At 61.4% G+C, this 12,464-nt stretch carries 10 protein-coding genes; 5 read left to right on the top strand and 5 right to left on the bottom strand.

The features are described 5' to 3' along the window. Window positions 1-239: 239 nt before the first annotated feature. The 5 genes from F8N49_RS00435 to F8N49_RS00455 all read left to right on the top strand — a co-directional run bounded on the left by F8N49_RS00435 (window position 240) and on the right by F8N49_RS00455 (window position 6,376). Complete coding sequence (locus tag F8N49_RS00435) at window positions 240-1,619, top strand: UDP-glucose/GDP-mannose dehydrogenase family protein (RefSeq protein WP_151550575.1); 1,380 nt, start codon at window positions 240-242, stop codon at window positions 1,617-1,619. 233 nt (window positions 1,620-1,852) lie between these two features. After that, the gene (locus F8N49_RS00440; RefSeq protein WP_122746283.1) at window positions 1,853-3,031 is read left to right on the top strand and encodes an MFS transporter; all 1,179 of its coding nucleotides are present in this window, start codon (window positions 1,853-1,855) and stop codon (window positions 3,029-3,031) included. A 156-nt stretch (window positions 3,032-3,187) separates the two neighbouring features. Then, the gene (locus tag F8N49_RS00445) at window positions 3,188-3,874 is read left to right on the top strand and encodes an HPP family protein (protein WP_041480375.1); all 687 of its coding nucleotides are present in this window, start codon (window positions 3,188-3,190) and stop codon (window positions 3,872-3,874) included. Window positions 3,875-4,114: 240 nt separating this feature from the next. Continuing rightward, window positions 4,115-5,221 carry an enoyl-CoA hydratase/isomerase family protein gene (locus F8N49_RS00450; protein ID WP_122746284.1) on the top strand — a complete coding sequence of 369 codons (1,107 nt, stop codon included), beginning with the start codon at window positions 4,115-4,117 and terminating at the stop codon, window positions 5,219-5,221. Window positions 5,222-5,224: 3 nt separating this feature from the next. Further along, entirely contained in the window at window positions 5,225-6,376 is a 1,152-nt protein-coding gene (locus tag F8N49_RS00455; protein ID WP_041480377.1) for an acyl-CoA dehydrogenase family protein, read from the top strand. A 172-nt stretch (window positions 6,377-6,548) separates the two neighbouring features. On the opposite strand, the gene F8N49_RS00460 is transcribed toward F8N49_RS00455, so the two are convergent. The 5 genes from F8N49_RS00460 to F8N49_RS00480 all read right to left on the bottom strand — a co-directional run bounded on the left by F8N49_RS00460 (window position 6,549) and on the right by F8N49_RS00480 (window position 12,258). Next, window positions 6,549-7,322 (bottom strand): enoyl-CoA hydratase, encoded by a 774-nt coding sequence (locus F8N49_RS00460; RefSeq protein ID WP_024012950.1) that lies wholly within the window; start codon window positions 7,320-7,322, stop codon window positions 6,549-6,551. A gap of 15 nt (window positions 7,323-7,337) precedes the next feature. Further along, window positions 7,338-8,465: an acyl-CoA dehydrogenase gene (locus F8N49_RS00465; protein WP_151550576.1), complete on the bottom strand. Its 1,128-nt coding sequence runs from the start codon at window positions 8,463-8,465 to the stop codon at window positions 7,338-7,340. 142 nt (window positions 8,466-8,607) lie between these two features. Beyond that, window positions 8,608-9,801 carry an acetyl-CoA C-acyltransferase gene (locus F8N49_RS00470; protein ID WP_151550577.1) on the bottom strand — a complete coding sequence of 398 codons (1,194 nt, stop codon included), beginning with the start codon at window positions 9,799-9,801 and terminating at the stop codon, window positions 8,608-8,610. A 12-nt stretch (window positions 9,802-9,813) separates the two neighbouring features. After that, window positions 9,814-10,575: an SDR family NAD(P)-dependent oxidoreductase gene (locus tag F8N49_RS00475; protein WP_041480381.1), complete on the bottom strand. Its 762-nt coding sequence runs from the start codon at window positions 10,573-10,575 to the stop codon at window positions 9,814-9,816. A gap of 18 nt (window positions 10,576-10,593) precedes the next feature. Further along, complete coding sequence (locus F8N49_RS00480; RefSeq protein WP_151550578.1) at window positions 10,594-12,258, bottom strand: AMP-binding protein; 1,665 nt, start codon at window positions 12,256-12,258, stop codon at window positions 10,594-10,596. Window positions 12,259-12,464: the final 206 nt, after the last annotated feature.

Below are 12,464 nucleotides of genomic sequence, written 5' to 3' on the forward strand. Positions count from 1 at the left end.
AACGGCCTTGAAATAAAAAACGATTCAACAAAAACAATAAATGCATGAAATGAAACGCAAAAAAACGGCGTGACTCAATGACAGGGGTTGCCGCGAAAGGCCGACAACCTGCCGTTCGAGGCCGTAAAAGTCAATCGGGCATTCCCCGAACGGTCTGTTTGCGGCTTTATCTGCACGGTAGGCGAACTGAAACATCGCGCTCTTATGTTCAATGCAGGGACTGCGAACAGGAGTGCGGCATGAAGATCACGGTGTTTGGCAGTGGTTACGTCGGTCTGGTGCAAGCGGCGGTGCTGGCCGAGGTCGGTCACGACGTGGTGTGCATGGATGTCGACGCGCAGAAGATCGAGCAGTTACGCCAGGGCCACGTCAGTATTTTCGAGCCGGGGCTGGCTAGCCTGGTGCGTGAGGGCCTGGATTCGCAGCGCCTGCAATTCACCACTGATGAGCGGTTTGCGGTGTTGCATGGGCGGGTTGCGTTCATCGCGGTGGGCACGCCGTCACGCGAGGACGGCTCGGCGGACCTGCGCTACGTGTTGTCGGTCGGCGACGCGATTGCCCGGCATCGCCAGCAGCCGTTGATCGTGGTGGAAAAATCCACGGTGCCGGTGGGCACGGGTGACGCTTTGCGCAGCCACATCGAAAAGGCCCTGATCAAGATTGGCCGCCTGCTGCAGTTTGATATCGTCTCCAACCCGGAATTTCTCAAGGAAGGTTCAGCGGTTGCTGATTGCCGGCGGCCGGATCGTATCGTCATCGGTTGCGAAGGCGCGGAAGTGCGCGATGTGATGCGCGATCTGTACGCGCCATTCAACCGCAACCATGACCGCATCCTGTTCATGGACCTGCGCAGCGCCGAGCTGACCAAATACGCCGCCAACTGCATGCTGGCGACCAAGATCAGTTTCATCAACCAGATCGCCGAACTCGCCGAGCACCTCGGCGCGGACATCGAATCAGTGCGCCAGGGCATCGGTGCCGATACGCGGATTGGCTATCACTTTATCTATCCGGGTTGCGGCTACGGCGGTTCGTGTTTTCCCAAAGACATGCGCGCCTTGATTCACAGTGCCGAACAGGCGCATTGCTCCAGTGATCTGCTGCAAGCGGTTGAGGCGATCAACCAGCGGCAGAAGCACAAGCTGTTTGAACGCATCAACGCGTTCTACCGGGGCGATTTGCGCGGCAGGACCTTTGCCCTGTGGGGCCTGGCGTTCAAACCCAACACCGACGACATGCGCGACGCACCGAGCCGGGTTCTGCTCGAAGATTTATGGGCTGCCGGGGCCAGCGTGCGCGCGTTTGATCCGGAAGCCATGGTGGAAACCCAGAATCTCTATCCAAACGAATCAAAACTGATGCTGATGGGCACGCCGGAATCGGTACTGGCCGGCGCCGATGCGCTGATCATCTGCACTGAATGGCAACAGTTCAAGGCCCCGGATTTCGAGCTGATCAAACAGCGCCTCAACAGCCCGGTGATCTTTGACGGCCGCAACCTGTACGACGCCGAGCGCCTGGCGCGCAATGGTTTCCAGTATTTCCCGATAGGGCGCGGTGAATCGTGCAAGTTGCCGATCACCTTGCGGCAGTGGCCGGCGGCTTCGGATGTGGCTTGAACTGGCCCGCCGGTGGCCAGTGATGGCAGTGGACAGCACACAGACCGTGTGGGAGCTGGCTTGCCAGCGATGACGGAATACCAGCCGATTCAAATGTTGCCTGACACACCGCAATCGCTGGCAAGCCAGCTCCCACAGGGACAATGTGCATGGGGCGATGGAGGTTGACCGGTGGCAGCTGCCCAGAGAGGATGGCGTTCGCCAGCCATTCCGAATAAGGACATTCCCCTTCCGTGGCCATGTATTCGCCGTTCATTCGCCGGTTGATGATCAGCTCGCTGACCGTGGTCATCAGCCGCGCCCTGGTCAGCCCGTTGCTGACACTGTTCCTGAGCAACAAGCTTGGCCTCAATCCGCAGGATGTCGGCTTGCTGCTCGGCATCGCCGTGTTCAGCGCCACGCTGCTGTCGCTGTACGGCGGCTACATCATCGACAGGCTGGACAAGCGCCAGTTGCTGATTGTGGCCATGCTTTCAAGCGGTATCGGCCTGATCCTGCTGACCTTCGCGCAGAACCTGTATCTGGTCACCCTGGTGCTGATCATCAGCGAAACCGCGTCGGCGCTGTTCCTCATCGGCTCCAAGGCTATCCTCAGTGAAAACCTGCCGGTGGGCCAGCGGGTCAAGGCGTTTTCCCTGAATTACACGCTGACCAATATTGGCTACGCCGTCGGCCCGATGATTGGCGTGGTGATTGCCGGGGTGCAGCCGTCCGCGCCGTTCATCGTTGCCGGTGCGATCGCCATTGGCAGTATTTTTCTGCTGCTCGGCGCGACCCGGGATGCCAGTCCGATAACTTCCGGCACTGCGCCACAAAGTTTCCTCAACACGCTGATGATCCTGAAAAACGACCGCACCATGGTGCTGTTCACCCTTGGCTGCCTGCTCAGCACGTTGGTGCACGGACGCTTCACCCTGTACCTGTCGCAATACCTGCTGGTCACCCACACCCAGCAACAGACCCTGGACACCATGGCCGCCCTGCTCGCCTGCAACGCAATCACGGTGATCCTCCTGCAATACCAGGTCGGTCGCTGGCTCAGCCGCGAACACCTGCGTCACTGGATTGCTGGCGGCACTGCGCTGTTCATCGTCGGGTTGATTGGTTTCAGTCTGGCGGACAGCCTGCTCGGCTGGTGCGTGGCGATGTACATCTTCACCTTGGGAGAGATGATCATTTACCCGGCAGACTTCCTCTTCGTCGATACCCTCGCCCCGGAGACACTGCGCGGCAGCTACTACGGCGCGCAGAACCTGGCGGCACTCGGCGGTGGGGCGAGCCCGGTGCTGTGCGGGTTTCTGCTGATGCACACGCCGGCGCCGAGCATGTTCTACGCCCTGAGCGGCTTGGCGGCGCTGGGCGGTTATCTATGCTTCGTCAGCGCGCGGCGCACCCGTTCAATGCAAAAATAGTGCACTAAAACTGCATTTATATGAATTTGTCAGCATCGATTTTGATCGGCAAACTACGCGCGTTCCTCCCCCAATGTTGGAACGCTTCGAGGGCTTTCCGGATATGCCGGACAAGTCCTTTTTTTTGCCCCGGATTTTGTAAAGGATCAGTTCTACATGCTTGCTCGCTGGTTGCCCGCTGCCATCAACACCCGCCCCACTGAATGGAGCCGTGCCGCGATCGGCATGGGCCTGGGCACGCTGTTCAGTGTGTGGATGTGCGCGCAGGTGTTCGGCCATGACGTTGCGTTTCACCTGGTCGGCCCGCTCGGCGCTTCGGCGGTGCTGCTGTTCGCCGTGTCCTCCGGCGCCCTCGCCCAGCCATGGTCGATTCTCGGCGGCTACCTGTGTGCTGGCGTGGTCGCCTTGCTGGTGGCCCATGTGCTGGGCCGTACGCTGGGCAGCGCCTGCCTTGCTGCCGGCATGGCGGTGATTCTCATGTGCTGGCTGCGTTGCCTGCACCCACCGGCCGGCGCCTTGGCGTTGACGCTGGTGCTGGCCGACCCGGCAACCATCGCCATGGACTGGAAAGCCATGGAGCCGGTGATGCTCGGCGCCCTGTGCATGCTCGTCAGCGCGCTGGCCTATAACAACCTGACCCGCATCCGCTATCCGAAGCGCGCTGCTGACCCGGCACCGCCAGTGGTCCCGGTCGACCGCCAGGCGATCACCGCCGAAGACCTCAAGCTTGCGCTGGCCGACATGGAAGCCTTCATCGACGTCACCCCCGAAGACCTCGAACGCCTGATCCACGCCAGCGAACTGCACGCCAAGCGCCGCAGCATTACCGAAACGTTCAGATGATCCCTTTGTAGGAGCTGACGAGTTCAACGAGGTTGCGATCTGTTGATTTCAAAAAACAAGATCAAAAGATCGCAGCCTCGTTGCACTCGTCAGCTCCTACACGGAAAGCGGCGCTAGGAGAAAAACGCAGATTCCCCCTGCACATATCCCCGTTGTACACGACAAATTTGCACTGTTACGATCCGCTAACGCCCGCGCGCGGGCTTTTCAAATAAAGACAATAAAAGCAGGGAGTTACAGATGACAGCTCAGGCTTCATCCCGGCGGACCCCGTCCATGGATGCCATACCAAACGACGTGCTGGCCGAGGTGCGCAATCATATCGGCCACCTGACCCTCAACCGCCCTGCGGGCCTTAATGCAATCACCCTGGACATGGTTCGTCTGCTGCAACAGCAGCTCGATGCCTGGGCGTCTGACGCCGATGTGCACGCCGTGGTATTGCGCGGTGCCGGCGAAAAGGCTTTCTGCGCCGGCGGCGATATTCGTTCGCTGTACGACAGCTACAAGAGCGGCGACACGCTGCACGAAGATTTCTTCGTCGAGGAATACGCCCTCGACCTGACGATTCATCACTACCGCAAACCGGTGCTGGCCCTGATGGACGGTTTTGTCCTCGGCGGCGGCATGGGCCTGGTGCAAGGCGCCGATCTGCGCGTGGTCACCGAGAAGAGCCGACTGGCGATGCCGGAAGTGGCCATCGGTTATTTCCCCGACGTCGGCGGCAGTTATTTCCTGCCACGCATTCCCGGTGAACTGGGGATTTATCTGGGCGTCAGCGGCGTGCAGATTCGCGCTGCCGATGCGCTGTACTGCGGCCTCGCCGACTGGTATCTGGACAGCAGCAAACTGGGCCTGCTCGACGAGAAACTCGATCAGATGGAGTGGCAGGACACGCCGCTCAAGTCGCTGCAGAACCTGCTGGCCAAGCACGCTGTACAAACCCTGCCGGATGCCCCACTTGAGGCGCTGCGCCCGGCCATCGACCACTTCTTTGCCTTGCCGGACGTGCCGAGCATGATCGAGCAATTGCGCGCCGTCACCGTCGCCGACAGCCACGAATGGGCGGTCACCACGGCGGATCTGCTGGAAACCCGCTCGCCGCTGGCCATGGCCGTGACCCTCGAAATGCTCCGTCGCGGCAGGCACCTGAGTCTGGAGAATTGCTTTGCGCTGGAGCTGCATCTGGACGGCCAGTGGTTTGCCCGTGGCGACCTGATCGAAGGCGTGCGCGCCCTGTTGATCGACAAGGACAAGTCACCGCGCTGGAACCCGCCGACCGTTGCCGAGCTGGACGCTGCGCAGGTGGCGAGTTTCTTCCATGGTTTTGATGAGAGCGGGAGCTGAGTCATGCACGATCTCGAACTGACTGAAGAACAAGTGATGATCCGCGACATGGCCCGGGATTTTGCCCGTGGCGAAATCGCGCCCCACGCCCAGGCCTGGGAAAAGGCCGGCTGGATCGACGACGCGCTGGTGGCGAAGATGGGCGAGCTGGGCCTGCTCGGCATGGTCGTGCCAGAGGAATGGGGCGGCACCTACGTCGATTACGTCGCCTATGCGCTGGCGGTTGAGGAAATCTCTGCCGGCGATGGCGCGACCGGCGCGTTCATGAGCATTCACAACTCGGTGGGTTGTGGCCCGGTGCTCAACTACGGCAGCGACGAACAGAAACAGACCTGGCTGGCCGATCTGGCCAGTGGGCAGACCATCGGTTGCTTCTGTCTGACCGAACCCCAGGCCGGCTCCGAAGCACACAACCTGCGCACCCGCGCCGAACTGCGCGACGGCCAATGGGTGATCAACGGCGCCAAGCAATTCGTCAGCAATGGAAAGCGGGCAAAACTGGCGATCGTCTTCGCGGTGACCGACCCGGATCTTGGCAAGAAAGGCCTTTCGGCGTTTCTGGTGCCGACCGACACACCGGGTTTCATCGTCGATCGCACCGAACACAAAATGGGCATCCGCGCCTCCGACACCTGCGCGGTGACATTGAACAACTGCAGCATCCCCGAGGCCAATCTGCTCGGCGAGCGCGGCAAAGGTCTGGCGATTGCCCTGTCCAACCTTGAAGGCGGACGCATTGGCATCGCCGCGCAGGCATTGGGCATCGCTCGGGCAGCGTTTGAAGCGGCGCTGGCCTACTCGAAAGACCGGGTGCAATTCGACAAGCCGATCATCGAGCACCAGAGCATCGCCAATCTGCTGGCTGACATGCACATGCAAATCAACGCCGCACGGTTGCTGATCCTCCATGCGGCGCGGCTGAGGACGGCGGGCAAACCATGCTTGTCCGAGGCTTCGCAGGCCAAGCTGTTTGCTTCGGAAATGGCCGAGAAGGTCTGTTCGTCGGCGATCCAGATCCATGGCGGCTATGGCTATCTGGAGGATTACCCGGTCGAGAAGTACTACCGCGATGCGCGGATTACCCAGATTTATGAAGGATCGAGCGAGATACAGCGGATGGTGATTGCGCGGGATTTGAAGAACTACCAGTTGTAATGGCGTTGGCCCTTCCCCTCACCCCAGCCCTCTCCCCAGGGAGAGGGAGCCGACCGAGTCGGTTACGGATTCAGCGGCAACCTTTTAGGTCGGCGTAATTCGCCCATATCACGCGGTCAGTCCCCTCTCCCTGGGGAGAGGGCTAGGGTGAGGGACTTTTGAAGCTCACACACTATTTGCCTTGGAATGCAGCCTCACGCTTGGCAATAAACGCCGCCATCCCTTCCTTCTGATCCTGCGTCGCAAACGCGGCATGGAACACCCGCCGCTCAAAGCGCACGCCCTCAGTCAGGTTGACCTCGAACGCCCGGTTCACACTTTCCTTGATCATCATCGCAATCGGCAGTGACTTGCCAGCGATCACCGCTGCGACTTTCAGCGCTTCATCAAGCAGCTCATCGCTCGGCACGATACGCGCGACGATGCCGCAACGCTCGGCTTCTACCGCGTCGATCATGCGCCCGCTCAGGCACATTTCCATGGCTTTGGCTTTGCCGACGGCGCGGGTCAGGCGCTGGGTGCCGCCCATGCCCGGCAGCACGCCGAGGTTGATTTCCGGCTGGCCGAATCTGGCGTTGTCGCCCGCCAGGATGAAGTCGCACATCAGCGCCAGTTCACAACCGCCGCCCAGGGCGAAGCCGTTGACCGCTGCGATGATCGGCTTGCGTCGGTTGGCAACGCGATCGCTGTCGCTGAACAGGTCGTCCATGTAGATCTGCGGATAGGTCAGCTCAGCCATTTCCTTGATGTCGGCGCCAGCGGCGAAAGCTTTTTTCGAACCAGTGAGGACGATGCAGCCAATGTGCGCATCGGCTTCCAGCGTATCGAGGGCGTGGTTCACTTCGCTGACCAGTTGCGCGTTCAGCGCGTTCAGCGCCTGTGGCCGGTTGAGGGTGATCAGGCCGACGCGGTCGCGGGTTTCCAGCAGAATCGTTTCGTAAGTCATGTAGAAAATTCCTTGTCAGAGATTGCGCGAAATGACCATGCGCTGAATGTCGCTGGTGCCTTCGTAAATCTGGCAGACGCGCACGTCGCGGTAGATGCGTTCCAGCGGAAAGTCGTTGAGGTAACCGTAACCGCCGAGGGTTTGCAAGGCCATGGAACAGACCTTCTCGGCCATTTCCGAGGCGAACAGCTTGGCCATCGACGCCTCGACCAGCGCCGGTTGGCCGCTGTCACGCAAGGCTGCGGCGTAATGCACCATCTGCCGGGCGACGGCAATTTGCGTGGCCATGTCCGCCAGGCGAAACGCCACGGCCTGATGCTCGATGATCGGCTTGCCGAAGGTGTCACGCTCGCGGGCGTAGTCACGGGCGGCTTCGAATGCGGCGCGGGCCATGCCGACGGCTTGCGCGGCGATACCGACGCGGCCGCCTTCGAGGTTGGCCAAGGCAATCTTGTAGCCCTCGCCCTCCTCGCCCAGCCGATTGGCGACCGGCACTTTCACATCTTCGAAGAGGATCTGGCAGGTGTCGGAGGCGTGCTGGCCGAGTTTGTCTTCGACCCGCGCGACTTTGTAGCCCGGCGAGTCGGTCGGCACGATAAACGCGCTGATCCCGCGCTTGCCGGCGCTCGGGTCGGTCACGGCAAACACGATCACGATGCCGGCGTTCTGCCCGGAGGTGATGAACTGTTTGCAGCCGTTGAGCACGTAGTGATCGCCTTCCAGGCGGGCGCGGGTTTTCAGGCTGCTGGCATCGGAACCGGCCTGCGGTTCGGTCAGCGCGAACGCGCCGAGCATGGCGCCGCTGGCCAATGGTTTGAGGAAGCGCTCGCGCTGGTCGTCATTGCCGAACTTGAGAATCGGCACGCAGCCGACCGAGTTGTGCACGCTCATGATCGTCGAGCAGGCACCGTCGCCGGCGGCGATTTCTTCCAGGGCCATGGCGTACGCGAGGTAGCCAGTGTCACAGCCGCCCCACTGCTCCGGCACGAGCATGCCGAAGAAGCCCAGCTCAGCCATCTCGGCGATGGCTTCCTTGGGGAAACGGTGTTCGCGGTCCCACTCGGCGGCGAACGGCTTGAGCCGCTCCTCGGCAAACTGCCGGGCCATGTCGCGGATCTGGGTCTGGTCTTCGTTGGGGATCATGGTGATTCCTTAATTCTTCCAAACAACCACATAACCTGTGGGAGCTGGCTTGCCAGCGATGAGGCCGTCACATCCAACATTGATGGTGACTGATCCATTGCCATCGCGGGCAAGCCCGCTCCCACAAGGTCAACTGTCAACCTCAATAGACGCATTCCACAGCCATGGCCGTGGCCTCTCCGCCGCCAATGCAGATCGCTGCAATGCCGCGCTTGAGCTGTTTCTGCCGCAGCGCCGCGAGCAATGTCACCAGAATCCGCGCCCCCGACGCACCGATCGGATGCCCCAGCGCGCAGGCGCCGCCGTGCACGTTGAGCTTGTCGTGGGGAATCTCCAGGTGCGTCATCGCGGCCATGCCGACCACGGCAAACGCTTCGTTCACTTCAAACAGATCCACTTGATCCAGCGCCCAACCGGTCTTCTTCACCAGTTTCTTGATCGCGCCAATCGGTGCGGTGGGAAACAAGCCAGGGGTATCCGCGAACGCAGCGTGGCCATGAATCACCGCCAGTGGCTTGAGGCCCAGTTGCTGCGCGTGGGACTGACGCATCAGCACCAGCGCCGCCGCGCCGTCGGAAATCGAGCTGGAGTTGGCTGCGGTGACCGTGCCGCCGTCGCGGAACGCCGGTTTCAGCGAGGCAACCTTGTCGAGTTTGGCTTTTGGCGGCTGTTCATCGTTGCTGATCACCACCCGCTCTTTACCGACAGTCACCGTCAGCGGGACGATTTCGTCCTTGAAGCTGCCGTCCTTGATCGCCTGTTGCGCGCGGGTGGTCGAGGTAATCGCGAAAGCGTCCTGCGCCTCGCGGCTGAAGCTGTTGGCCTCGGCGCAATCTTCGGCGAAGGTGCCCATCAGGCGGCCCTTGTCGTAGGCGTCTTCGAGGCCGTCGAGGAACATCGAATCGAGCACGCGGCCATGGCCCATGCGATAGCCGGCGCGGGCGCGATCGAGCAGGTACGGCGAGTTGGACATGCTTTCCATGCCGCCGGCAATCACCACATCGGCACTGCCGGCAAGCAGCATGTCGTGGGCCATGATGGTGGTCTGCATGCCCGAGCCGCACATCTTGTTCACCGTGGTGCAGCGTGTCGATTTATCCAGCCCGGCACCCAGCGCAGCCTGACGTGCCGGCGCCTGGCCAAGGCCGGCGGGCAGTACGCAACCGAACAGCACTTCATCAACCGCGTCGCTGGCGACACCGGCGCGTTCGACCGCAGCCTTGATCGCCGCCGCGCCGAGTTGCGGTGCGCTGAGGCTTTTCAGTTCACCTTGAAAACCGCCCATCGGCGTGCGGACGGCGCTGACGATAACAATCGGATCATTGGACATAGTCATGACTAATCCTCCTTACTTGGCGGCCATGCGCAAGGCGCCGTCGAGACGGATCACCTCGCCGTTGAGCATGCTGTTTTCGATGATGTGGCGCACCAGCGCGGCGTATTCGGCGGGCTTGCCCAGACGCGGCGGGAATGGCACGCCGGCGGCGAGCGAGTCGCGCACTTCCGGGGTCATGCCAGCCATCATCGGCGTTTCGAAAATGCCCGGTGCGATGGTCATCACGCGGATGCCGAAGCGCGCCAGCTCGCGGGCGGCCGGCAGGGTCAGGCTGGCGATCGCGCCTTTCGAAGCCGAGTACGCAGCCTGGCCAATCTGGCCGTCGAACGCTGCGACCGAGGCGGTGTTGATGATTACTCCGCGCTCACCGTCAGCGTTGGCTTCGCTCTCGGCGATCGCCGCCGCAGCCAGACGCAGCATGTTGAAACTGCCGATCAGGTTAACGTTGATCACTTGCGCGAAGCTGCTGAGTGCGTGCGGGCCGTTCTTGCCAAGGATCTTCTCGCCACGCACGATGCCGGCGCAGTTGATCAGGCCGTTGAGGCTGCCAAATGCGGCAACGGTCGCCTGCACAGCGGCTTCGGCGGCGGCTTCATTGCTGATGTCGGCAACCACACTTTGCGCACCGAGGCGCTGGGCCTGCGCGGCGACGGCTTCGGCGTTCATGTCGACCAGCATGACTTTGGCGCCGGCACTGACCAGCAATTCAGCGCTGGCGGCACCGAGGCCTGACGCGCCACCGGTGACGATAAAAACCTTGTTCTCGATCTGCATGACGGTGTTTCCTTGGATTCAAGCTGAAACGTTGTGCGCCGCGGCCTCTTGAGCCTTGGCGATTTCCTGGTTGCGCAAGATAAAGCGCTGCAATTTGCCACTCGGGGTTTTGGGCAATTCGCTGACAAATTCGATTTCACGCGGGTACGAATGCGCGGCCAGACGCTTGCGCACATGTTGGCGCAGTTCTTCGGCCAACTCCGGCGCGGCGCGGTACTGCGCGCTCAGCACGACAAAGGCTTTGACCAGTTCGGTGCGTTCCGGGTCGGGTTTGCCGACGACCGCCGCCTCGACCACGGCCGGGTGTTCGATCAGGGCACTTTCCACGTCGAACGGGCCGACGCGGTAGCCCGAAGTGGTAATCACATCATCACTGCGGCCGACGAAGCTGATGCTGCCGTCCGGGTTCCACTCCACGGTGTCGCCGCTTAGATAGTAGTTGCCGACGAAAGCCTTGGTCGGCGCGCCTTCGTAGCCGCCGAACCAGCACATCGGCGACTGCGGGCGGTCGATGGCAAGAATGCCCGGCTGACCGACGCCGAGTTCGTTGTATTGCTCATCGAGCACGACGATGCGATGGCCCGGCGAAGCGAAACCAGCGGCGCCGACATGCACCGGGTGCTCGAGGCCGTGGTGGTTGCACAGCACCATGCCCAGTTCGGTCTGGCCGTAATGATCGTGAATGACCACCTCGAGGTTGTCAGCGAACCAGCGGATCACTTCCGGGTTCAGCGGCTCACCGGCGCTGCTGACGATGCGCAGTTTGCCCTTGATCGATCTGGCGAACTCCTCGCCACCGGCAATCAGCAAACGATAGGCAGTGGGCGAGCCGGTGAGATTGGTGATGGCGTATTTGTTGATCACCCGGCAGGTGCTTTCGAGGGCGAACGGGCCATCGTAAAAGGTAATCGGGTGGCCCAGCGCCAACGGCCCGGTCACGCCGAAATAGATGCCATAGGCCCAGCCCGGATCGGCGACGTTCCAGAATGCGTCTTCGGGGCGCAGGTCCACCGCATCACGGGTGTAGCTCTGGAAAGCGACGATGGCTTTGAGCGGCACTGACAGTGCCTTCGCCGGCCCCGTGGTGCCCGAGGTGAACATCAGCAGGAACGGGTCTTCGCCGGTCAGTAACACCGGTTCGCAAACATTGGAATGGTTGGCCAGCTCAGCCCAGAAACTGAAATCACCGCGAACAATGCCCTGACCTTTGGCGCCGGCCACGGTGACGACGGTCGGGCAGGCGCTGACTTCACTGAGCTTGGGACGATTGACCGCATCGGTGACCACGACTTTCGCCCCGGAACTGTTCAAGCGATGTTCGAGGGCTTTGGGGCCGAACGCGGTGAATAGCGGCTGATACACCGCGCCGATGCGCCAGGTGGCGAGCACGGTGATGAGTAATTCGACGTTGCGCGGCAGCAGGCCGGCGACCTTGTCGCCCTTCTGCACGCCCTGGGCGAGGAGGAAATTGGCGAAACGCGCGGCTTTGTCTTGCAGATCAGTGAAGGTGTAAGTCGCACTTGAGCCGTCGCGACCTTCCCAGAACAACGCAATGCGCCCGGGCAAGGCATGGCGGTCGCAACATTCGATGCAGGCGTTGAGTGCCGCCAGCGTGCCGCTGAGCGACGCATCGACGGTGTGCTGATAATCGAACTGTTCGGTGGCAGACAAGTAATCGCGCATTGCCAGAATCCCTCGGTGTTTTTATTAGGCTGGGAACCGTAAACAACACAGGGATAGTCGCGCCGCGCGGGGCTTGGGGCAATGGTCAAAGTTATCAAAGTGGCTGACTGGTTTGGCCAAGAGGTTGGGGCCGCATCCCCTGTAGGAGCTGACGAGTGCAACGAGGCTGCGATCTTTTGATCTTGATTTTTACCATCAAGTACAAG

This window comes from Pseudomonas sp. GXM4 (assembly GCF_008923895.1).
Lineage (GTDB): Bacteria > Pseudomonadota > Gammaproteobacteria > Pseudomonadales > Pseudomonadaceae > Aquipseudomonas > Aquipseudomonas atacamensis.